This window comes from Agrobacterium sp. ICMP 6402 (genome assembly GCF_009498615.1).
Lineage (GTDB): Bacteria > Pseudomonadota > Alphaproteobacteria > Rhizobiales > Rhizobiaceae > Agrobacterium > Agrobacterium burrii.
The window spans coordinates 1319917-1338272 of record NZ_QSNV01000001.1 but is presented as its reverse complement, the minus strand read 5'-3'; the positions used below and the strand labels follow the sequence as shown (position 1 = coordinate 1338272).

Sequence of the window (18356 nt, the reverse complement as noted above, 5' to 3'; positions counted from 1 at the left end):
CTCTGACAAAGCCGGTGGGTTGGTTAGGAGGTCCGGCCAAACTCGCCGTGCAAGCGTTTCGACGCTTTTTCGTATGCCGCTGAAGCGTCTTCCAGATTGTCGAAAAGCCCGAGATAAGTTTTTCTTCTCATGAACCCTATCTGCGCCAGCCATTTCCCTGCTGGTTTGTGCCAGCAAACCCCTTTGACTCCTGAAGTATTATTGGATTGGGCTGGGGTGTTAAATAGGTTCTGAGATCGGTTGGCCTCTCTAAGATTAACAAGTCTATTGTCTTTTTTGTTGAGGTTGATGTGATCTACTTGATCAGGCCAATATCCATGATGCACACACCAAGCGGCTCTATGAGCAAGTATTTTTCTATTAAGAGTAGACCCGCCCCTGTACCCACCCCCATTATCGGCGTACAAAGCTTCTTTGCCCGCAAATCTAGTATTCCATGAAAGCCAGAACCGTTCCTTCTTGAACATGCCCCTAGTTCGCGGTAACCAGAATAGCTTTCCGGTTTCCGGCTCATAGCTAAGCATTTGACGCAGCTGTTCTGGGGGTAGTAATTCTTTTCTCATGCTTGTATTCCCTACCGCTGTGCTGTGGTTACTTGGTGGGGGTCAGAAGACTGACGAAAGGCCAGTAAAGGGCTTTGGAGCCAAAGCGCGCCTTTGCTGTCCTGCTTGACGCCTCTGGCCACATAGGTTTCGTGGTCTCGAGCTTCGCCGCCGCCTCCAGCTTTGGGATATCCAATCTCAGCTGGCGTTTTACCTGCCGGCACGACGGCGATGATTTCACCGATCTTTTTGACGCCCGAGCTAACCCACTCGACTTTGTCGCCAACGCTGAATTTCTGATTTGTCATTTCCCTATCCCTTGTCTGAAGCCCTTGGCGGGGCGGTAAGTGGCCGGGTTGCCGGAATTGCACCTGAAGTCCCGTCGGACTGCCCCTCTCCGTTACAAACGGAGCGCTCTCGCTAGTGAGCTAAACCCGTGTATTCGTTATTCGGCGACTGACATTGCGGCGAGTTCTGCCGCCAGCGAGGCTTTGCGCTGCTCGACAAGTGCCGCATCGTGAGCAGCCTTCATTTCCTTGATGTCGTCGGGGATGCTTAGAGCCGGGTGCGTCTGAACCCACTTGAGCAGAAGACCGTAGCTCAGCGTTGTGCCGTAGCTTTCCATGCCAAAATCGGGCTTCACTCGGAATTGAGCACAGGTAGCCTCGAACTCCGAAAGGATCACAGCGGCGCGCTCTTCATCAGTCTCGAAGAACATGAACGGCGTGCGATAGCTGTCGTCGGCGTACTGCTTGCAAACCCACTTCTGCCCGCGCTCGAAATCGCCTGAAGTGATCGCGAGATATGCAGCTTGGCGCATCTCAGGTATGCGCGGAATTTCACGAGCATGGTGGTAGCCGTTCTTGCTGACAGACAGCGGATAGAGAACCTGGCCATCCAGAAGCTTGCCAAGGTCCATCATCACGCGATGGGTTTCCATCCAGCGATCAAGCTGAGCCTTGGAAGCCGACAACTCACGCTCAGCGGCAAACCGCTTGGACTGCAGGTCGGATATCACCTTCTTGCTTTCCGCCTTCAAAGCGTCGAGTTCGGACCGCTTAGCCGCTAGGTCTGCGTCAACTGCTTCGACTGGCGGCGCATAGAAAAGTTCGTCTTCGGCCTTTGCCACGATGTAGTCAGCAGGCTCGAAATCCTCTTCCTCGTGGAAATCGTCGCCATAGTTCGTCTGCATGATGACCTTCACCAGCGGACGGACGTAAAGCGTCCCATTGTGCTCATGGTCGAGTTTGAATGCCGCGCCGGTCTTGTCGTAAAGTGTCGCTGTTTTGCTCATCGTCATCACTCCGCAGCCTGCAAATTAGCGCCGCGAACGATCTGCTCGGCCCACTGCGAAGGAAGAACAATCTCGCCCCGACGTGCATGGCGCTGGAACTCAAGCACCTCGCCGCCGTAACGCTGTGCGTCTGCATCGGCTTCTTCGGCGTCGTCGTATTCGAAAGCGTCATCGCCGTTCGACGTCCACTCCATCCCGTCACCGAACTGGCAAAGGTAGATGGCCTTACCGCTGCGGGTATGCATTTCGACGTTGAAGCGCGTTACCATTGGCATTTGCTCATCCTCAGTGGTTGAGATCGTGTTGGAGATCAGGCGGCGGACAATTCAGAGAACTCTGCGAGGTCTTCTTCATCGAGACCAATGTCGCGGCATGCGCCTTCCCAATCGCCGAGAGGCCAGATGCGGTTGAGTTCTTCGTGATGAAGGCACGGAACGCCGTCAGTTGACTCCGGGTCATGCGCGACTTCCTGCCATCCGTGTGCTTGTGCCATTACCTGCCAGTTCGCCATCGTCTCATCCTCATCCGGGTTGTTCCCGCCCTTCCGTTTCGTCGTCCCGTGGGAGCTTCATTCGGTGGGCTTGTGAGGAGATATTACCCAAAGTGGGGAATAACGCAACCCCAAAATGGGGAATATTTTGTTGACCCCAAAATGGGGCAGCGTTATGTGTATCGGCATGAACCTGAAAAACGACGACGGCCAAGCGGCCGCAGCCTTCTATGACAAGCGGCGAAAGTGGCTCGATTTCATCTGCACGATGGACGCGCTATCGGATCGCGCATTCCGCGTCGGCTACTGGCTGGCCAAGCGCATGAACGGCCAGGATCAATGTTGCTGGTATGGCATGAAGGAAATAGCCAAGCGGCTCTCCATGTCCGAAGACAAGGTTTTGCGAGCGGTCGCGGAACTGGAAGGTGAGGGCGTCCTGATAGTGGTCAGGGAGCATCGAAAATCGAACAGCTACTTCATTCGTCTGCCGTTCGAATAATGCCTTGGGTCGCAAATCTGCGGGTCAATTGGGTCGCAAATCTGCGGGTCCAATCTATAAAGCTGAATTTCTAAAGGGTTATTTGTTTATAAGGTTCTTGCTCTGAGGGTAATTAGTAGAAACGGGAGATAAAGGGAATCTCTTCCAATTCCAGAGCAAAAAGAAACCCGCCGGAGCGGGTGTCAATGAGGATTAGACAGCAATATTTCGCACCTGCCAGCGCAGATAGAATCTAAGATATGGGTCTGCGACGCTGATTTCTCGGCTATCTTCGTCCCAATCAATTGCTGACGATAGCCCACCTTTTAATGAGATAGATGCCAAATGTTTTAGCGCCGAGGTAATCTCATGTTTTTGAGGCATCATCTCGGTTAGCAGTGAAGTCAGTTTTGACCGCAAATCTTCATATGAGATAGTGGGAGTAGGACCAGTTTCGGCAATTGCGAGAAGAGTAGCTTCGTAAATGTCAGCTTCTCCACCCTGCTTTAGTGGCCTCTTCAGTCGCTCTTTTCGCGCTTGCGGGCCAGTGACGAGCTTTTGATAAATTGGTAGGCCGGCGTCTTTGGCTATGCGGGTGAACATTTCCTTGAGGTCATAGGATTCTGGGATGTGATGATGTCGAAGCAGCAGCGGCTTCTCCACGTCATTGTCAAAACAAATTTCCCAGCAGAATTTCTGCATCAAGAAGGGAGACGATTGGCTCTCCTCTACAATGGTTTTTATTATCGCCTCGGGGCAATCGACCTTCAGTTCAGAAAAACCCAACCTAGCAATTTTTTCAAGTTCATCATTTTTCCATTCTGGCAAAGTCACGGATATAAACCGGCCTGTTAATTCCGATTCAGCCGATATTGCGTCAAAAACCCTATGAGCAACCGATAGCAGAAGAACCTTTAAGCCGTTGAATATCGAGCCTTTCAGGTTTCTCACAATCTCTGTTCTCGCATCGGAATCGATGTAATGAAAATCGTCAATCACGAGAATAATGTTTCGCTTTTGCATCGCCTGAAGTGATTCAGACATTCCGTCCACTCTGTGTGTTTGCCCGGTAGTATTACTGGAAAGCCTTGAACCGGTAGCTGTAACGACGACAGCATTGACTTCGCCTTCCACAGTGTGTTCGGTCCCCGTCTCGGCTGACCGCTCCTCTGGTATATTCAGTTCTGAGGCGATTTTATTCCAAAGCGATTGAGCATCCTTAACTTGGCCACCATCGATCCAGATGTATTCACGTTCACCAAGCATTTTTTTGCATAGGACGGTCTTGCCCGTCTTGGTTGGGCCTGCGAGAGAAACGATTTGGTTAGGTGTAGAAATCGCCCTAGCCAAACTTCTTTCCACATGTAGTTCCTGACGATCGACGTAAGTTACAGTTGGCTGCCCACCGGCAATAAAAATTTGATCTCGATGCATGTTTCCCCTGCCGCGCGCGCCGCGCGCACTGTTTGCATTTGTATCTGCGCGCCGTGCGCGCCGCCCTTGTGTTTTGCGCCCCGCTCGCCGTGCTACTGCTTCGTCTCCTCGTCCCGTTTCATCCGCTCAAGTTCTTCGGCGCCCAGCGCCGCCTCAAGCACTGCATCCACCTCCGGCAAGAAGCTCTCCCACATCGGACGCTGTTCGAAGGCGATGTTCTCTGGAACGTCGTTGAAGCGGCATAGGGCGCGGGCGGCTCGTTCGCGGGGAGGCTGCGGAGTTTTCATATCAGGCTCCCTTGGATGCCCCCAACTTTCTGAACTTTGCGAAGCTGATTGCGTGGCAGCACGGCGAAGATTTCACCTACCCACTCAAGGCCAACATTCTCGATGGGCGCGGCGTTGAATGACATGAGCGTGATGGGCGATCCCTTCACAATCGTTTTGAGGAATCGCCGGCCATCAGTTGTGCGGACAGCTGCATCCTCGCCGTAGAACGACGACATGGGTTTTTTCTGCTCGGCATAGACGATGATAACATGACCGTCCTTGTAGACCGGCAGCATCGAATCGCCGCGGACCTCTAGAGCGATCATTTCGTCCGGCAATGGGAATGGAACGTGGATCTGGTCCAGCCCCTCAGGTGGGACTTGTTCCATCTCTGGCATGATTTCAGCGCCAGCACCAATGTAGCCCATCAACGGGACGGTATTGTCGTCCATGTCTTCGAGGATATCAGAAGGACGAATCCCGAAAGCTCTAGCTGCCTGGTTGATGTATTGGATCGTCAATCGACGCTCTCCACGTTCCAGTTTGATGAACTGGCTGCGTGAGACGCCCATTTCTTCTGCTGCTTTTTCGTGTGTCCAGCCGCGCTCTTCGCGCAGCGATTTAAGCTTGTTTCCCATGATGGGTAACATCGCAGAAGTGACTATTTTTTGTCGCGCCCCATTTTGGGGTTGCAAATGTTCCCCAATATGGGTAACTTTGCATTATGAAACTCACCCAGTACTTGACCGACCAAAAGATCAGCCCTGTGCAGTTCGGTGAACTGATGGGCGGCGTATCAGAATCCGGCGTCCGCAAGTGGATGTACGGAGAGCGCGTTCCGCGCCCCGACCAGATGAGGAAGATCGCCGATCTCACCGGCGGTCTTGTCGAGCCAAACGATTTCGTTCTCGGTGTGGAGCCAGCAGCATGAGCGCCCACGCTGTTTTGACCGAAGCACTCTCGTTCATTGCCGCCCCAGAGAAGTGGGCGGCTGAGGGTATCGCCTTCGACCGTCATGGGAACGAAGTGAATCCGACCAATGATAACGCGAGGCGTTTCTGCATGGTCGGCGCTATCCAGCGGGTGAAATGCTCTGCAGACGATTACGGCGCGGCGATCCGCATTCTCCGCGCTCAGTGCGGCAATCAATCCATTTTCGAGTTTAACGACGGGCACGGTCATAAGGCCGTCCTCAAGTGCATGCGGCGCGCGATTGCGGCTGCGGAGGTGGCGGCATGATCTGGAACTTCGATATCACTCAGGCGCCGACAGACGGCAGCCACGTCATTCTGGCGATGCCGAACAAGACGACGCTCCGTTCTTACTGGTGCGAGCCGAAGAACGAACCGGCGCACTGGTGCATGCTGAGCCATAAGAACGAGCCGGTCGCGTTCATGCTGTGGCCCGAACATCCATTCGAGATGGAACGCTCCACGGAAGGCTCTTTTGAGACTGGACGTGAGGAAGCGGAAAACGCCCGTAAGGCAGTCCCGGGAACGGAAGACGGTAGCGTGACCCATGCTGGCGCCGGTGAAATCCCGGCAACTCAATTCTACCTCGAAGACGTCGGGGGAGGTGCCTGAATGGATACCGTTCAAATCCTCAAGGAAGCCCGCGCCCTCATCGCTGATGAGGAGAACTGGACGCAGGGCGATTATGCGGAAGACGAAGACGGCAACCAGACTATGCCTAGTTCGAGTGAGGCGACGTGTTTTTGCGCTGTTGGTGCAATTCACCGAGTTGGACGGATCAAGCTTAACCAGTCTTTGCCTCTCGACATCATTTCGGTTCTCGCCATCGATGAAGCTGTAGATCGTACTGACGTTGGAATCAGTGAATCGGCAATAATCGGGTTCAATGACACCCACACCCACGCCGACGTTCTCGCTCTCTTTGACCGCGCCATAGCTCGCGCTGAAAGCGAGGCGGCATGACCTCCGCCCGTATCGAAGCCGCCACACAGACGCGCCGCGCAAAGTTCCGACCGCACTACGTCGGCTGCCGCGAGTGCCACCGTCCACTTTCCATTGAAAACCAGATCGAGAAGTTCTGCGACGACTGCGGGACTGTAACGCCAGTCGAAATTCGTGAGGGGAAGCAATGATGAAACTGGTTCGAAGACTGATGGCTGGAATGGCAATCATTGGGTTTATCACCACCGGATGGCGGGTATTGCCGACGCTTTCGATCCTCGACGCATGTGTCATTTCCCTCGGGCTTATCGTCATCATCACTCATCAGGTCGAGGTTGTTGTCACAGGGGAGTGGACCGCATGATCTCGTCCTTCTCTGCCGACGAACGGCAACTCCTCGTATGGGCATCGGTATTCTTCTCGGCATTCATCGTGTCGGCCGTACTGGCGCACCTGGCTTTCGTGGGGCGGAAGTGATGGCGGCGGCAACTCAACCAACAGCTTACGATCTCTTCCGCCGTGGTTGCGACACTGCGGAGATCGCTCAATTTCTTGGAATTTCGGAAGCGGCTGCGCTCAAATCTCTCACCACCGAACGCTGCGCCGCTCGAAATCTCGCATCTGCATATCCTTTGAAAACTACCCCTTGGCCTCATGGCCGAGTGGCTTACGCGGGGCGGTAGCTCCTTTCGAATGCGCCCCGGGTTTCGATGAGTTCACCTTACCGAAACCAGCAAGGATCGCATTCACGATGTCAGAGTACGGCGTTCAACCGACAGGTTCTAATAATCAGGGAAAACAGGGAAATCAGGCCATGAGTACGGCTATTGCGTCCGAGTATGTGAGGAAGATGGTGGAGCGGGAGACGGCCGGTAACGGCGACGTCGAAAACGCGGTCCGTCGTCTCGCAAGGCGTCACAATCTCTCTTTCTGGCAAATCATGCACCTGCGGGCAGGGCGGGCAAAGTCGGTCACGATCGACGCCTTCACCCAGATACGCCGTGCGTACCTTGAATATTGCGAGGCCGAGATCCGGGCTTTGCAGGAGGAAATCAAACAGGATCGAGATCGGTACGAGGATAATGACGATCTTCTCAGTCTGGAAAATGAAACTCAAGCGCTGGTGGAAAAGATTCGGCTGGCGAAGGAAAGGATGAGGCGGTGACAGTAGGGCACAACATTGGTGACTTGTCTGAAAAAGATGCTGGCATTCTATGGGCTATTCACACGCGCAAGGTGAGGTCAATCAAGGACCAGATTAAGGCGCTCAATGCCGACCTTAAAGACCAGATGGCCGACGCCAAGAGTGATGGCTTCGATAAGAAGGAAATAGCTGACTACGTCGACGTCATGACTTCAGACGATCAGAAGAAGCATGTCGACAAGTTCAACATGATGAAGCGGAACCGTATCCGCCTGGGTCTCATCCCCGACAACAACGGCAAAGACCTGTTCCAAGACCGTGCCTCCCGCGAACAGATGATCGACGCAGATGGCTACGAGTGCGGCCTGAACGGGTTTGAACGGGTATCTCGCCACACTGCCGGCTCCGATGAGGACAAGCTGTGGCTGGCCGCATATCAGCGCGGTCAAAGCGCTTACGCAGCAGACTGGCAGCGCGTGATGGAAGAAAAGCAGGCGCGCCGAGCTGCAGCAGATCAGGCGGCCTCTAAAGAGACGCCCGCACCACCCGGCGGCAATCCTTTCCCCGATCGAACCAATCAAGACTGATTTCCCCAAGGCGTCCATTCCTCCCAAGCGGGCCGCCCACCTGACGCGCGAATGCGTCATTCTTTTTCAGTGAGGACGACATGATTTCGGTAACTTGCCCATGCTGCGGTGGTAGCCTTGGCGAACTCCCAGAGCCAGACAAGGTGAGACAGTGCCTTTCACCAGCGGAGCAAAAGGTTTTCGACCTCCTAATGGAGGCCGGACCGAACGGCATGATCAAGCTGGATCTCTCAATAGCACTTCATGGTGAACAGGTTGGCGTCTCCGAAAGAGGGATTAAATATACCGCTGCGCTCGTCACAAAGGTTCGAAGCAAGCTCGACAAGTACGGTTACTTCATTGACCGCAATCGTCCACCACAGCGCGGAATTTACCGGATTATCCCAGCGGAGGTGGTTCAATGACGAGTGTTTGGGGATTTGACCCGAGCAAGTGCACGGGCTGGGCGATTTTCTCTCCAGAGAAAAGGCGCCGTGATGACAATTGCTCTCACGTAGTTTGCGGCGTCCTGGAGATGCCGCCGAAGTCTGATCACTATTTCACTGGTGATCAAATATCCCAGCAGGTTCAAAATCTGTTCGTGACGCACGGCAAGCCAGACTTCGTTGTTTTGGAGGAGCAGGCTATGGCCCGTATCGGCAACACCAACGCTGACGGCATGCTTTACCCATGGATAGCGTCCGTGGCGATAGTCTCGGTGGCGGCGAACTGGGGCGTTCCATATGCCACTCTGCCCGCTGGGACTTGGCGCAAGGCCATTTTCGGACAGGGATATAAGCCGCCGCAGAAAACCGTCAAGGAAGGCGGCAAATACAAACTCAAGAACGACTGGAAAACGCCAGCCATTGAACGGTGCGAAAAGCTGGGAGTCCTGCTACCTCGCCTCAAGGCCCATGCTGATGATGCAGCCGAAGCCGCGTTGTTGTCGATGTGCTGGGAGCATAACGAGATCAAGTTTCATGCGAAGCGCTACCAGCAGCCGTGGATAGACCTTCGCCAACGCCGCAATGATCGTGGGGTGGCAGCATGAGCCAGAACACCTCGTCAGCCGTGATGCAGCAGCGGAGCGAACCCCATGACAGCCTTGACGACTTTCCAACCCAGCCTTGGGCGACACGGGCGCTATGCCAATATGTGTTGTCGCCAAGCGCTTTGAAGGTGATGACGGTATGGGAACCGGCATGTAATCGCGGCCATATGGTCGATCCGCTAGGTGATTTTTTCAATGCTGTATGGGCGTCTGACATCCACGACTACGGTCTAGAAGGCGCGTTTCAGCACGACTTCCTGATGCCGTTCGAGCCGCATGTCATGAAGTGGGCAGTTTCCAAGCCAAACTGGATCATTTCCAATCCGCCATTTCGGCTCGCGGAACAGTTCATTGAGCGAGCTTTGGCGGTCGCGACCACCGGTGTCGCCATGATCGTCAGGACGTCCTTCCTAGAAGGGGTCGGAAGATACACCAACCTATTCAGCAAGACGCCGCCGACTGTCGTTGCGCAGTTCTGTGAGCGGGTTCCCATGGTCAAAGGCCGCCTCACCGAAACAGGATCAACGGCAACCTCTTACTGCTGGCTTGTCTGGGAGCACGGAGAGACCGGGACAAAGCTGATGTGGATTCCGCCATGCCGAAAGAAGCTTGAGCGCGCTGATGACTATGCAGCCTATAACGAGGTGGCAGCATGAGCGGCCCCGTAGATCGCAAACAATTTGACCGCATTACCGAGCAAGATGCATTCGACGCCGAGCAGGTTTTTCTCGCCTGCATGTTCGCCAACAATGCCTTAATCGCTGAGAGCGGTATCGAGCCGGAAGACTTCGCGGAAGACTACCACCAGATGCTGTTCCGGGAAGCGCAGGAACTGGCCAGCACCGGTCAGCCCGTCAACGCCATTTCCATCAAGCCGCATATCCCAAAGGTCATTAGGTCCGAACGGAAGGATGATAACGGGTTCCCTATCGACATAATCACGGCGGAATACAACACCGGCCTGATGAGCTTCGGTTTTGATGTCTCCACCATGGGACGGCTGGAATCGTCCATCCACATCATCAAGGGCGCGTCTCTTTCCCGACTGCTGGCACATGAAGCCGATATCGCCGCAGAGATTGCCAAGGAAGGCCACACGCTCCTAACGCTGGACGAAGAGATCGAACAGCTTGAAAAGCGCCTCAAGGAGCGCCGCCAACGTCTTTCCGCACTCAAGGCCAGCGCAGCCCCCGGATCGTCGTATCTGGCCAAATTTGAGGCCTCTGCGCGCCGGGACGGCGTGGTCGGCGTCCCTATAGCGCTACAGGAAATCCAGAACGTTCTTTCCGAGCCCGCTTTCGAAGCTGGGAACCTTTATGGCCTGCTCTCTTCGTCCGGTGAGGGCAAGTCGTCGCTGACGATGCAGTTGATCTATCACGCCGTCGACTGCGGCCACCCGGTCCTGTTTCTCTCCTACGACCAGTCTGCCGACCAGTGCATCGGCCAGATGATTGCCCAGGCTCATGGGATATCGATGAAGAAGCAGCGCGAGCCAACCCGCCTGATGTCCGAAGAGGAGCGCGACACTTGCGTCATGTTCGCCACGGATATCAACCGCCGGCCGCTGGAGATCATCCGCTGTCAGCGCGAGGGAGTTGAAAAGCTCGTCGCCTATGCCCGCCGGTTCGTGAAGCGATACATGAACGGCAAGACGCCATTCATCGTCATCGACCACATCGGCAAGGTGAAGCCGCGAGACCCGAAGCTATCACCTGATCGAATTTCCGGCGAAGTGACCGTTGAGTTGAAGGCGCTGGCTTACGAGACACAGTCCGCTGTCCTCATCCTCAACCAGCGCAACGGCCTCGGCGCCAAGCGCGACAATCCACGTCCGATCGCCGCCGACTTGTACGGCGGGGAGGGAGCGCGCGCCGACTACGACGCCGTGATGACGCTCTATCGACCGGAGAAATACAAAAAGGAGCGCGAGAAAGTCGCGGCCAACCCGAGCGACTGGAAGACGATCAACACCGTCTTCGGCTCTGACGTAGAGGGCGTGGCTGAACTGGCCTCCATCAAAGTTCGCTTCGGTGACCCGACAATTCAGGAAATCGTGCACTTCGAGGCCGAGTTCACCCGGTACATCTCGGCCAAGCCGAAGCGCAATCAAGGGGAGCTGATTTGATGACCCACCCCATCCAATGGAACGGCTCAAGCACCAGCTTTGGGCAGGAATATGCCAGAGCGCAGAATAGCAGGAGGCTGGTGTGATAGCTGCCCTCTATGTCCAGAAAAACGGTTCCTACTATGGTCTGCCTGGCGTTGACCCTTGGGATGAAGAACGAGATGCGAGGCGATATGCCGGCCCGTGGTCTGTTGTGGCGCATCCTCCCTGCCAGCGCTGGGGAAAGATGTGGTTTGGCCAGCCCCTGACAGTGAAGAAGACGGGCGAGCGCAAGAAGCTTGGCGACGACGGTGGATGCTTTGAAGCTGCTCTTTGCGCGGTACAAACATATGGCGGCGTCATCGAGCATCCATGGGGTTCTCTCGCATGGCCACACTTCGGGCTCAATACTCCCGATCGCGCTGGCGGATGGATCATGGCCGACTATGAAGGCGGATGGACGTGCTGCGTAGAGCAGGGCCGGTATGGCCACTATGCCCGCAAGCCAACGCTTCTCTATGTCCACGGCACTGATGATCTGCCGTCACTGGAATGGGGCTATGCCGAGGCCAATCTGGATCCGGCCGTAGTCGAGCGCATGGGACTTCAGCGCGCCAAACGGCTTGGCGAAGTAGGCGCCCGCGGAGGTGGGACAGATAGTTCCCCGCGCATCGGTACGCCAGAGCCATTCCGAGACCTTTTAATATCGATCGCACGCAGCGTGCGCAAAGCCGACACATTGGAGGCAGCAGAATGAACGAATCCGCAGCAAAAGCCGTCCCGACCGGCAATGAATACGAGGCCCATTACCGGCCCGTGTGGGCGGCTTCGTTCCGCATCGTGAAGAACCGCGGGCAGATCGCCAAGTTCTCGACGGAGCTTGCAGCCGAGGTCGCTGCATGGCGTGTCCTGTACTCGGTCGAGCAGCGGGTGATGAGACGCGACGGCGCTCTGGTGTTCGCCGCCAGATCGGCAGCAGACGCAGCGTTCCCCGGTCTACAGTCCACCGTCAAAGCCAAGGGCAGCCAGAAGCGGACCATTGTCGAGAGGAAGCCCAGCAAGGGCAAAGAGACCAGCGTTGAAAGGATTCCGGCATGAACCGCATTGTCATCAACATGGACGCCCAAGGCCTCTTCACGGTCTACAGCGACGAGCCAGTGGAATTCTTCGTGGTTTGCGACCACACGCCAAATGACCGCGTCTACCAGATGGAAGTCGAGACAGGCGTGGAGAAGGTGCAGCAGCAGCTTGGCACCGATCCGGTAGGCCACAAGCACGACAGCCACCAATTGGGAAGCGGCCATGGTCCACGCAGGCCACCGTCGAAGCGGAAGCTGGAGGTGGTGAAATGAACCACCACGTCACCCTAACCCCATCGCAAAGAGCATGGCACGAAGCTGCAAAGGCCAGAGAGGCGGATAGAGTGCGGAAAGCAATGCGGTTGAAATCCGTTGCGCCAGCGCCGAAGGCTATAGAGATGCCAAAGCCACGATTGGTTCAGGTCGCGCCAGAAGGTCAAATCATCCCGCTGCATTTCACCACCTTCAAATCCCTCTGCATTGCATGGGTTGGAGAATACTGCCCATATGCCGGTGGATCGGTGGAGATAGCGCGCGCTAGGCGCATAGTCTTCCCGCGGCAGATCATATTCCACGCCATCAAGACGGAACGGCCTAACCTGTCATTCCCGCAGGTGGGCCACTGGATGGGCGGCAGAGATCACACCACGGCGCTGCACGCGGTCAACAAAATCCAAGCCATGATCGACAACGGCACATTCGAAGCCGAGATGGAGAACTGGCAGGCGCTTCACAGCGGAAAGGCGAGGGCGGAATGACCAGCCACCCGGCAGCCGAAGCAATATTTGCAGAGCATGGCATTGCAGTTGTGCCGGCGCATGTAATGCCGGCCGTCGGGCAGACACGGGCAATTGTCACGCTGGAGCGCATCATAAACCGCCATGGAGACGACCACGCGCGCTTTGTGGTCATGACGCTGGCAGAGACCGCCAACAACAAGGGCTTCATTGACGAGACGTCTCTATGGGTGGTTTCCGACATGATCCGGGCGGCCGAAAAGAACTTCCCCGAACTCGTCACCACCAACGTCACCGCCTGGTTCTCGTTCTTCGATACTCTCCCGCTGGGCTGGCTACAGTTCTGGGCTTTGGACCTCGACGGGGTGGTATCCAAACGACATGCGTTAGTCGGCATGCTATACGAGAGAATGAAGCGGACGTTCGGCGCGATGGCAAAGCAACCGGACCTTTTGGATGACAGGAGATCGGCATGAACGAAGGACAGATCATAGAGCTTTTCATCCGCGCCGCCGAGATCGATCGTAAGCTGCCGGATACCGCGCGTCCGGCAAAGCTGAAGGCAGCCAATTACGGCTACGTTCACGACATCGCAGACATCAACGGCTGGGACGAGAAGACCAAGAACGAAGAATGGCGGTGGAAGTGGCTCAATCCTGAGAACCTTCGAAACACGACCAACGAAATGGGCCTGTGGGAAGCTGCTATGGAGGTCATCAAGCTGGTGCCGTGCGAGAAGAAGCGCCGCGCGCTGTGGGCTTGGGCCAAGTCGGAAGCGGGCGGGCAGGCGTTCGCCAAGTGGTGTCGGACCGTCGAAGGCATATCGAGACAGTCGGGAGACTACCGGAAAAACGCGGCGGTTAAATGCATTTTCTTAGCTTTCTCCCGCAAGCCATTGCAGCATAACGATTTTGACGATGAAGCGCACTTGCCAAATCACCCTGAAATCGGGGATAAAAAGTCCAACATCGGAGTTTGGCGTGCAGACGACGCAAAGCCTTCTCTGGACTTCGACGCTGACCTTCGGGACTTTAGCTGGTCCGACGCCCAAAACGCCAGACGGCGGGAGCGGGATGCACGGAAGCGCGAGGCGGCATAACCATTTGGACCGGCGATACCGTGAGGGTTCGCACCGCACAGGCTGAGATTGATGCGCTCAGCGGTCCCGCCAATTCATGTCGGTGTAGAGCAGCCCGGTAGCTCGTCAGGCTCATAACCTGAAGGCCGCAGGTTCAAATCCTGCCACCGCAACCAAATTTGAACATGTGCAAGATTCGCACGAGTTCCCAGAGCGCCGGTACACTCCCCGGCCGCGACCAAGGCCCGTTTCCGGTTGAACGGCTTGGATGGCGACACCTGAAACCGGCAGGTAAGGCGCTCCAACAGGAGGCCAGAAGCCTGATAGCGAGGCGCGGAACGGGTTAACTAACCGGTCTACGGCGTGGAGTGGGGAAGCCCCAGCCTCGAATATTCGCCGCCATAGCTCAGATTGGTAGAGCGGCTGCCTTGTAAGCAGCGGGTCCGGGGTTCGATTCCTCGTGTCGGCACCAGTTCACCAGCCCCGCCCGTAACAAGGTGGGGCTGCAATCGTTTCAGATGTCCGGAATTTCCGGATAACTCAGCTATTAGGAAATCCCGAATAACTGCTGGCCGGAAATGCTCACGTCACCACCCGGGCGGCGCTGTAAAATAAGGGTTTTGGGCTGGCCGGTCGATGGTTTGGTCACCACTCAATTCACCCGCCCACATGGAGAGAGCGATGAGCGCCGCCAAGATTGAGCGCGGACTGAATGAAGCGCTTGAGTTTGTGAAGTCGATCAAGCCGCAAGATAGCAGGCCGCGTCATAAAAAGTGGGCGCCGGGCGGTTACGTCTGCAAGTGCCTCGATTGCGGATGCCAGTTCGTTGGCGACAAGCGCGCCATAAGCTGCGCCGATTGTGCCTATTCGTAGGCTTGACGGAGATAAAGATGCAGTTCCCATTCTCTGACATGCTTCGCGAAATCAACGGCATCATGTTTGAGCGTCCGAAAGACGTAACAATCAGGGTGGATTCGCTCGACAAGTTCACTGCGGCGCTCTCGGCTTCGGTCGATCTCAAGCCCCATGAGCCGAAGGACATCGTTGATGCTGCGTTTTGCGGAGTCAAGGTGGTTGCGAATGATCTGGTCCCTCCTGGTATGGCGGTCATTACCCACGGCGACGAGATCGTGAACATCATCCGTTACCTCGGCGCCACCCCATGACCACCACCGAGCAAGAGCGGTCAGGACTTGAGGCCGCCGAGGCTCATGTAAGGCTGTAAAGTCTTGATGAACGACTGAAACCAAGGATCGATTTTAGACCTAACGTGTGGGTCATCCATATCCACTAACGTGCACATAGAATGCAGTTCCATTAGTTGGTCCTGTACATCTTTGCCAAAAAGGAATCGGCCTCTAGCGATCACTTCATTCGGCAAAGCACGATCGGAGAAATTGCGTTGCTGCCCGGCTTCGCTAACCAGCTTCCTTACGTCCATAAAGACGGCAAAGCGGCGGTCGAACAAATCAAGCTTCACTTTGTCTTTTGCTGTCCGCCACTGCCGCCATGCAATTGTCGCAGCGCTACCGCCCACCAGAAGCGTTGCGGCTAGCTGAGCAGCTTGCATCCAGATCATCCCATCCCCCAAGGTTACCCATGCCATTACTCAAGAATGCACGGCGGCTGGTTAGGGTGCAATAGCCATGAAAGCCGAAGACGCCCGTGAGCAAGCCTGCACCCGGTTCCTTGAGCCAACCAACGCGGCATATATCGGCAAGATAAACGACAACGGCGATATCAGGACGGCACTGTTTGACGACGAGGGCGAACCTCTCGCGATCGGTAGCGAAATGACGCTCTACCAAGTCGCGATGACAAACGGCTTTGTGGTCGTATCCAGACATTGACCGTATTCGCCCACAGGAGGCCGCAGATGCGCTGGATCATCAATCTTGGTCTACTGGCCGCTGTGGTACTCTTCGCGCTGTGGCGCCCGTCTGACGCAAAGCAGGTCGCATATCTGCCAAGGCTGGATCGTCCGGTGGAAACGCCAGTCGTTGCCTTCCGCCCGAACCGCCCATGCATCGTTGACCGCGCGCCAGTCGTCATTCTGTGGCAGGTGGTCGATCCGAGCGGAAAGCGGAAGACTGCAGGGTATCTGATTATCCAGCGGGGGTGCGTGAGATGAGGGTGATCGCCATCGTTTTGCTGCTGTCCTTGGCCGGCTGCGCATCGCCCTTCGCACAGTGCGGGACCGCCGAATATCTGTCGAATAGCCAGTGTCGGTAGAACATAATTTCAGAAAGTATCCCGATTAGCGGCTGGGTACTTTCTATGAGGGAACGGTTTTCTAAAACAACAAAGGCCGATCCTAAAAACCATGAGAAATCAACCGGGCAATCTTGAGAACAGGATATGACATTCCAACCAGGTCAAAGCGGCAACCCGGGCGGTCGCCCAAAGTCGAAACCGTTCAAGGAATGCCTGATTGTTGAGGCGGAAGCTGCTGCCAACGGGGAGGAGTGCAAAGCCTATAAGGGCTCTCTCCGATGGAACGCGCGCCAGTTGCTCGAAAAAGGTGACACCGCTGCAATCAAGGAAATCGCTGACCGCCTCGACGGCAAGGTCACGCAAGGGATAAGTGGCCCGGATGGTGGCCCTGTCCAGATCGATTTAACGGTGCTTGGGGATGACGAGCTTGACGCATTCGCCCTTCTCTGCCGCAAGCTTGCCGGCGTCACCGGCGACGATGCTGAAGCTGATACGCCTGGAGAAGGCGAGGAGGCTTAAGGATGCAGAGCGGCAGCGTGTTGAGCGTGACGGCGAACTGATCCGGGAACGATGCTCAACCCTCGCAGGCTTCGTGCGCGAGGCGTGGCATGTTCTGGAGCCTTCGCAGCCTTATGTCCATGGATGGCACGTTGATGCGCTATGTGAGCACCTGGAGGCTGTTACCGACGGTCAGATAACCCGGCTACTGATCAACATTCCGCCGGGGACCATGAAGTCTCTGCTGACGTCGGTTCTATGGCCGGCGTGGGAGTGGGGGCCGAAGGGGCTCCCCGCAATGCGGTATCTGACCACGAGCTACGCTGAGAAGTACGTCAAGCGCGATAGCCGCCGCATGCGTGACCTCATTGTCTCCGACTGGTTCCAGTCTCTGTGGCCAGAAGTGAAGCTGATCCGTGCCGGTGAGGCGTCATTCGCAAACAACAAGACAGGCTTCCGCGAGGGCATGCCGTTCGGTTCTCTAACCGGTGGCCGTGGTGACCGGGTGATCATTGACGATCCGCACTCGACCGAGACAGCGGAAAGCGATGCAGAGCGAGAAAGCACGACGCGCATCTTTCGCGAGGCTGTGCCGACCCGGCTGAATAACCCGGCTTCGTCGGCCATCGTGGTCATCATGCAGCGTCTGCACGAAAGTGACGTGTCGGGGCAGATACTGAAGCTTGGTCTTGGGTATGAGCATTTGATGTTCCCCATGGAATTTGAGCCAGAGCGTCGGTGCCACACGTCGATCGGGTTTGGCGATCCGCGCACGGAAGAGGGGGAATTGCTTTTCCCTGAGCGCTTCCCGCGCGAGGTCGTTGAACGTGACAAGATCCCTATGGGTTCCTATGCCGTCGCGGGACAGTTTCAGCAGCGGCCATCTCCTCGATCTGGGGGTATGTTCCAGCGCGGTGACTTTGAGATTGTGGACGCGGTCCCAGCCAATGCGCAGCGGTGCAGGGCGTGGGACTTTGCGGCAAGCAAGGCGAAACCGGGACGGCAGCCGGACTGGACCGTTGGTCTTGGTATGGCGAAGGTGAATGATACGTTCTACGTCGAGGACGTCAGGCGCGGGCGGTGGTCGGCTTCTGAGGTCAATACGAACCTGAAGAACACTGCCACGCAAGATGGCGTGTTCACGCGCATACGAATGCCGCAAGACCCCGGCGCGGCCGGTAAAGCCGACGCGGAATCCAAGGTTAGGTTGCTGGCTGGTTATGACGTCGTCGTTGTTGCCCCGACAGGTGACAAGGCAACCCGGGCGCGCCCTGCATCTGCTCAGGCGGAAGCGGGCAACGTGAAGCTGGTACGCGGTCCTTGGAACGAAGCGTTTCTGGACGAGATATGCACGTTCCCGAATGGGCAGTTCGATGACCAGGTGGATGCCTTTGCCGACGCGCTGAACGAACTGGCGCTCGGTGACGGGTTCGACGCAAACATGTGGAAGAGGCTAGCTGGATAA

The 18356-nt window shown here is 56.1% G+C and carries 33 protein-coding genes and 3 tRNA genes; 26 read left to right on the top strand and 10 right to left on the bottom strand.

Annotated features, from left to right (window positions below; all coding sequences use genetic code 11):
• Positions 1-23: 23 nt before the first annotated feature.
• From DXT96_RS06735 to DXT96_RS06710, 6 genes are all read right to left on the bottom strand, one after another.
• On the bottom strand, positions 24-563 hold the full coding sequence (locus tag DXT96_RS06735) for an HNH endonuclease (protein WP_153513926.1): 540 nt from the start codon (positions 561-563) through the stop codon (positions 24-26).
• 11 nt (positions 564-574) lie between these two features.
• Positions 575-850 carry a hypothetical protein gene (locus tag DXT96_RS06730; RefSeq protein WP_153513925.1) on the bottom strand — a complete coding sequence of 92 codons (276 nt, stop codon included), beginning with the start codon at positions 848-850 and terminating at the stop codon, positions 575-577.
• A gap of 40 nt (positions 851-890) precedes the next feature.
• Positions 891-979 (bottom strand) — tRNA-Thr (locus DXT96_RS06725).
• A gap of 8 nt (positions 980-987) precedes the next feature.
• Complete coding sequence (locus DXT96_RS06720; protein ID WP_153513924.1) at positions 988-1836, bottom strand: hypothetical protein; 849 nt, start codon at positions 1834-1836, stop codon at positions 988-990.
• 5 nt (positions 1837-1841) lie between these two features.
• Positions 1842-2111, bottom strand: a complete 270-nt coding sequence (locus tag DXT96_RS06715) for a hypothetical protein (RefSeq protein WP_153513923.1) — start codon at positions 2109-2111, stop codon at positions 1842-1844.
• 35 nt (positions 2112-2146) lie between these two features.
• A complete protein-coding gene (locus DXT96_RS06710) occupies positions 2147-2347 on the bottom strand; it encodes a hypothetical protein (RefSeq protein ID WP_153513922.1) in 201 nt (66 codons plus the stop codon).
• Between the two features lie 166 nt (positions 2348-2513).
• Here DXT96_RS06710 and DXT96_RS06705 point away from each other — a divergent pair, with 166 nt between their 5' ends.
• Positions 2514-2825 (top strand): helix-turn-helix domain-containing protein, encoded by a 312-nt coding sequence (locus DXT96_RS06705; protein WP_210251583.1) that lies wholly within the window; start codon positions 2514-2516, stop codon positions 2823-2825.
• Positions 2826-3017: 192 nt separating this feature from the next.
• Here the strand turns inward: DXT96_RS06705 and DXT96_RS06700 are convergent, their stop codons facing one another.
• The 3 genes from DXT96_RS06700 to DXT96_RS06690 form a co-directional block, all read right to left on the bottom strand.
• A complete protein-coding gene (locus DXT96_RS06700) occupies positions 3018-4238 on the bottom strand; it encodes an AAA family ATPase (protein WP_153513920.1) in 1221 nt (406 codons plus the stop codon).
• A gap of 92 nt (positions 4239-4330) precedes the next feature.
• Positions 4331-4525: a hypothetical protein gene (locus tag DXT96_RS06695; RefSeq protein ID WP_153513919.1), complete on the bottom strand. Its 195-nt coding sequence runs from the start codon at positions 4523-4525 to the stop codon at positions 4331-4333.
• Positions 4522-5145, bottom strand: a complete 624-nt coding sequence (locus DXT96_RS06690) for an XRE family transcriptional regulator (protein ID WP_194287567.1) — start codon at positions 5143-5145, stop codon at positions 4522-4524. Before DXT96_RS06690 ends, DXT96_RS06695 begins: the two co-directional genes overlap by 4 nt.
• Positions 5146-5231: 86 nt before the next feature.
• Here DXT96_RS06690 and DXT96_RS06685 point away from each other — a divergent pair, with 86 nt between their 5' ends.
• The 21 genes from DXT96_RS06685 (at position 5232) to DXT96_RS06585 (ending at position 15345) form a co-directional block, all read left to right on the top strand.
• Positions 5232-5438, top strand: coding sequence for a helix-turn-helix transcriptional regulator (locus DXT96_RS06685; protein WP_153513917.1), 207 nt, complete (start codon positions 5232-5234; stop codon positions 5436-5438).
• Entirely contained in the window at positions 5435-5746 is a 312-nt protein-coding gene (locus DXT96_RS06680) for a hypothetical protein (RefSeq protein WP_153513916.1), read from the top strand. The genes DXT96_RS06685 and DXT96_RS06680 overlap by 4 nt, the downstream gene beginning before the upstream one ends.
• Complete coding sequence (locus DXT96_RS06675; protein WP_153513915.1) at positions 5743-6090, top strand: hypothetical protein; 348 nt, start codon at positions 5743-5745, stop codon at positions 6088-6090. Before DXT96_RS06680 ends, DXT96_RS06675 begins: the two co-directional genes overlap by 4 nt.
• Positions 6091-6441, top strand: coding sequence for a hypothetical protein (locus tag DXT96_RS06670; RefSeq protein WP_153513914.1), 351 nt, complete (start codon positions 6091-6093; stop codon positions 6439-6441).
• A gap of 166 nt (positions 6442-6607) precedes the next feature.
• The gene (locus DXT96_RS06665; RefSeq protein ID WP_153513913.1) at positions 6608-6784 is read left to right on the top strand and encodes a hypothetical protein; all 177 of its coding nucleotides are present in this window, start codon (positions 6608-6610) and stop codon (positions 6782-6784) included.
• Positions 6785-7234: 450 nt separating this feature from the next.
• Positions 7235-7585: a hypothetical protein gene (locus DXT96_RS06660; protein WP_153513912.1), complete on the top strand. Its 351-nt coding sequence runs from the start codon at positions 7235-7237 to the stop codon at positions 7583-7585.
• Complete coding sequence (locus tag DXT96_RS06655; RefSeq protein ID WP_153513911.1) at positions 7582-8151, top strand: GapR family DNA-binding domain-containing protein; 570 nt, start codon at positions 7582-7584, stop codon at positions 8149-8151. Before DXT96_RS06660 ends, DXT96_RS06655 begins: the two co-directional genes overlap by 4 nt.
• 212 nt (positions 8152-8363) lie before the next feature.
• Complete coding sequence (locus tag DXT96_RS27050) at positions 8364-8555, top strand: hypothetical protein (RefSeq protein WP_153513910.1); 192 nt, start codon at positions 8364-8366, stop codon at positions 8553-8555.
• Positions 8552-9181, top strand: coding sequence for a hypothetical protein (locus DXT96_RS06645; RefSeq protein ID WP_153513909.1), 630 nt, complete (start codon positions 8552-8554; stop codon positions 9179-9181). Before DXT96_RS27050 ends, DXT96_RS06645 begins: the two co-directional genes overlap by 4 nt.
• Positions 9178-9837, top strand: a complete 660-nt coding sequence (locus DXT96_RS06640) for a methyltransferase (protein WP_153513908.1) — start codon at positions 9178-9180, stop codon at positions 9835-9837. The genes DXT96_RS06645 and DXT96_RS06640 overlap by 4 nt, the downstream gene beginning before the upstream one ends.
• A complete protein-coding gene (locus DXT96_RS06635) occupies positions 9834-11306 on the top strand; it encodes a DnaB-like helicase C-terminal domain-containing protein (RefSeq protein ID WP_153513907.1) in 1473 nt (490 codons plus the stop codon). The genes DXT96_RS06640 and DXT96_RS06635 overlap by 4 nt, the downstream gene beginning before the upstream one ends.
• Positions 11307-11388: 82 nt before the next feature.
• Positions 11389-12042 (top strand): hypothetical protein, encoded by a 654-nt coding sequence (locus DXT96_RS06630; protein WP_371418800.1) that lies wholly within the window; start codon positions 11389-11391, stop codon positions 12040-12042.
• Complete coding sequence (locus tag DXT96_RS06625) at positions 12039-12383, top strand: hypothetical protein (RefSeq protein ID WP_153513906.1); 345 nt, start codon at positions 12039-12041, stop codon at positions 12381-12383. Before DXT96_RS06630 ends, DXT96_RS06625 begins: the two co-directional genes overlap by 4 nt.
• Positions 12380-12637, top strand: a complete 258-nt coding sequence (locus DXT96_RS06620) for a hypothetical protein (RefSeq protein ID WP_153513905.1) — start codon at positions 12380-12382, stop codon at positions 12635-12637. Before DXT96_RS06625 ends, DXT96_RS06620 begins: the two co-directional genes overlap by 4 nt.
• Positions 12634-13122, top strand: coding sequence for a helix-turn-helix domain-containing protein (locus tag DXT96_RS06615; protein WP_153513904.1), 489 nt, complete (start codon positions 12634-12636; stop codon positions 13120-13122). Before DXT96_RS06620 ends, DXT96_RS06615 begins: the two co-directional genes overlap by 4 nt.
• Entirely contained in the window at positions 13119-13577 is a 459-nt protein-coding gene (locus tag DXT96_RS06610) for a hypothetical protein (RefSeq protein ID WP_153513903.1), read from the top strand. The genes DXT96_RS06615 and DXT96_RS06610 overlap by 4 nt, the downstream gene beginning before the upstream one ends.
• Complete coding sequence (locus DXT96_RS06605; RefSeq protein ID WP_153513902.1) at positions 13574-14200, top strand: hypothetical protein; 627 nt, start codon at positions 13574-13576, stop codon at positions 14198-14200. The genes DXT96_RS06610 and DXT96_RS06605 overlap by 4 nt, the downstream gene beginning before the upstream one ends.
• A gap of 77 nt (positions 14201-14277) precedes the next feature.
• Positions 14278-14355, top strand: a tRNA-Met gene (locus tag DXT96_RS06600).
• Between the two features lie 219 nt (positions 14356-14574).
• Positions 14575-14651, top strand: a tRNA-Thr gene (locus tag DXT96_RS06595).
• 209 nt (positions 14652-14860) lie between these two features.
• Entirely contained in the window at positions 14861-15052 is a 192-nt protein-coding gene (locus DXT96_RS06590; protein ID WP_153513901.1) for a hypothetical protein, read from the top strand.
• Between the two features lie 17 nt (positions 15053-15069).
• Positions 15070-15345 carry a hypothetical protein gene (locus DXT96_RS06585; RefSeq protein WP_153513900.1) on the top strand — a complete coding sequence of 92 codons (276 nt, stop codon included), beginning with the start codon at positions 15070-15072 and terminating at the stop codon, positions 15343-15345.
• Positions 15346-15365: 20 nt separating this feature from the next.
• Here the strand turns inward: DXT96_RS06585 and DXT96_RS06580 are convergent, their stop codons facing one another.
• Positions 15366-15749, bottom strand: a complete 384-nt coding sequence (locus DXT96_RS06580) for a hypothetical protein (protein WP_153513899.1) — start codon at positions 15747-15749, stop codon at positions 15366-15368.
• A 76-nt stretch (positions 15750-15825) separates the two neighbouring features.
• Between DXT96_RS06580 and DXT96_RS06575 the strand changes: the two genes are divergently transcribed.
• The 4 genes from DXT96_RS06575 to terL all read left to right on the top strand — a co-directional run bounded on the left by DXT96_RS06575 (position 15826) and on the right by terL (position 18356).
• Positions 15826-16029 carry a hypothetical protein gene (locus DXT96_RS06575; RefSeq protein ID WP_153513898.1) on the top strand — a complete coding sequence of 68 codons (204 nt, stop codon included), beginning with the start codon at positions 15826-15828 and terminating at the stop codon, positions 16027-16029.
• Positions 16030-16055: 26 nt separating this feature from the next.
• Positions 16056-16310 (top strand): hypothetical protein, encoded by a 255-nt coding sequence (locus tag DXT96_RS06570; protein ID WP_153513897.1) that lies wholly within the window; start codon positions 16056-16058, stop codon positions 16308-16310.
• Positions 16311-16537: 227 nt separating this feature from the next.
• Positions 16538-16912, top strand: a complete 375-nt coding sequence (locus DXT96_RS06565; protein ID WP_194287565.1) for a DUF5681 domain-containing protein — start codon at positions 16538-16540, stop codon at positions 16910-16912.
• Positions 16872-18356: a phage terminase large subunit gene (terL, locus tag DXT96_RS06560; protein ID WP_153513896.1), complete on the top strand. Its 1485-nt coding sequence runs from the start codon at positions 16872-16874 to the stop codon at positions 18354-18356. The genes DXT96_RS06565 and terL overlap by 41 nt, the downstream gene beginning before the upstream one ends.

Excerpts from the sequence above, each read along its gene's own strand:
- DXT96_RS06735 (WP_153513926.1), bottom strand. The coding sequence starts at position 563 with ATGAGAAAAGAATTACTACCCCCAGAACAGCTGCGTCAAATGCTTAGC.
- DXT96_RS06730 (WP_153513925.1), bottom strand. The coding sequence starts at position 850 with ATGACAAATCAGAAATTCAGCGTTGGCGACAAAGTCGAGTGGGTTAGC.
- DXT96_RS06720 (WP_153513924.1), bottom strand. The coding sequence starts at position 1,836 with ATGAGCAAAACAGCGACACTTTACGACAAGACCGGCGCGGCATTCAAA.
- DXT96_RS06715 (WP_153513923.1), bottom strand. The coding sequence starts at position 2,111 with ATGCCAATGGTAACGCGCTTCAACGTCGAAATGCATACCCGCAGCGGT.
- DXT96_RS06710 (WP_153513922.1), bottom strand. The coding sequence starts at position 2,347 with ATGGCGAACTGGCAGGTAATGGCACAAGCACACGGATGGCAGGAAGTC.
- DXT96_RS06705 (WP_210251583.1), top strand. The coding sequence starts at position 2,514 with ATGAACCTGAAAAACGACGACGGCCAAGCGGCCGCAGCCTTCTATGAC.
- DXT96_RS06700 (WP_153513920.1), bottom strand. The coding sequence starts at position 4,238 with ATGCATCGAGATCAAATTTTTATTGCCGGTGGGCAGCCAACTGTAACT.
- DXT96_RS06695 (WP_153513919.1), bottom strand. The coding sequence starts at position 4,525 with ATGAAAACTCCGCAGCCTCCCCGCGAACGAGCCGCCCGCGCCCTATGC.
- DXT96_RS06690 (WP_194287567.1), bottom strand. The coding sequence starts at position 5,145 with ATGGGAAACAAGCTTAAATCGCTGCGCGAAGAGCGCGGCTGGACACAC.
- DXT96_RS06685 (WP_153513917.1), top strand. The coding sequence starts at position 5,232 with ATGAAACTCACCCAGTACTTGACCGACCAAAAGATCAGCCCTGTGCAG.
- DXT96_RS06680 (WP_153513916.1), top strand. The coding sequence starts at position 5,435 with ATGAGCGCCCACGCTGTTTTGACCGAAGCACTCTCGTTCATTGCCGCC.
- DXT96_RS06675 (WP_153513915.1), top strand. The coding sequence starts at position 5,743 with ATGATCTGGAACTTCGATATCACTCAGGCGCCGACAGACGGCAGCCAC.
- DXT96_RS06670 (WP_153513914.1), top strand. The coding sequence starts at position 6,091 with ATGGATACCGTTCAAATCCTCAAGGAAGCCCGCGCCCTCATCGCTGAT.
- DXT96_RS06665 (WP_153513913.1), top strand. The coding sequence starts at position 6,608 with ATGATGAAACTGGTTCGAAGACTGATGGCTGGAATGGCAATCATTGGG.
- DXT96_RS06660 (WP_153513912.1), top strand. The coding sequence starts at position 7,235 with ATGAGTACGGCTATTGCGTCCGAGTATGTGAGGAAGATGGTGGAGCGG.
- DXT96_RS27050 (WP_153513910.1), top strand. The coding sequence starts at position 8,364 with ATGATCAAGCTGGATCTCTCAATAGCACTTCATGGTGAACAGGTTGGC.
- DXT96_RS06645 (WP_153513909.1), top strand. The coding sequence starts at position 8,552 with ATGACGAGTGTTTGGGGATTTGACCCGAGCAAGTGCACGGGCTGGGCG.
- DXT96_RS06640 (WP_153513908.1), top strand. The coding sequence starts at position 9,178 with ATGAGCCAGAACACCTCGTCAGCCGTGATGCAGCAGCGGAGCGAACCC.
- DXT96_RS06635 (WP_153513907.1), top strand. The coding sequence starts at position 9,834 with ATGAGCGGCCCCGTAGATCGCAAACAATTTGACCGCATTACCGAGCAA.
- DXT96_RS06625 (WP_153513906.1), top strand. The coding sequence starts at position 12,039 with ATGAACGAATCCGCAGCAAAAGCCGTCCCGACCGGCAATGAATACGAG.
- DXT96_RS06620 (WP_153513905.1), top strand. The coding sequence starts at position 12,380 with ATGAACCGCATTGTCATCAACATGGACGCCCAAGGCCTCTTCACGGTC.
- DXT96_RS06615 (WP_153513904.1), top strand. The coding sequence starts at position 12,634 with ATGAACCACCACGTCACCCTAACCCCATCGCAAAGAGCATGGCACGAA.
- DXT96_RS06610 (WP_153513903.1), top strand. The coding sequence starts at position 13,119 with ATGACCAGCCACCCGGCAGCCGAAGCAATATTTGCAGAGCATGGCATT.
- DXT96_RS06605 (WP_153513902.1), top strand. The coding sequence starts at position 13,574 with ATGAACGAAGGACAGATCATAGAGCTTTTCATCCGCGCCGCCGAGATC.
- DXT96_RS06590 (WP_153513901.1), top strand. The coding sequence starts at position 14,861 with ATGAGCGCCGCCAAGATTGAGCGCGGACTGAATGAAGCGCTTGAGTTT.
- DXT96_RS06585 (WP_153513900.1), top strand. The coding sequence starts at position 15,070 with ATGCAGTTCCCATTCTCTGACATGCTTCGCGAAATCAACGGCATCATG.
- DXT96_RS06580 (WP_153513899.1), bottom strand. The coding sequence starts at position 15,749 with ATGCAAGCTGCTCAGCTAGCCGCAACGCTTCTGGTGGGCGGTAGCGCT.
- DXT96_RS06575 (WP_153513898.1), top strand. The coding sequence starts at position 15,826 with ATGAAAGCCGAAGACGCCCGTGAGCAAGCCTGCACCCGGTTCCTTGAG.
- DXT96_RS06570 (WP_153513897.1), top strand. The coding sequence starts at position 16,056 with ATGCGCTGGATCATCAATCTTGGTCTACTGGCCGCTGTGGTACTCTTC.
- DXT96_RS06565 (WP_194287565.1), top strand. The coding sequence starts at position 16,538 with ATGACATTCCAACCAGGTCAAAGCGGCAACCCGGGCGGTCGCCCAAAG.
- terL (WP_153513896.1), top strand. The coding sequence starts at position 16,872 with ATGCTGAAGCTGATACGCCTGGAGAAGGCGAGGAGGCTTAAGGATGCA.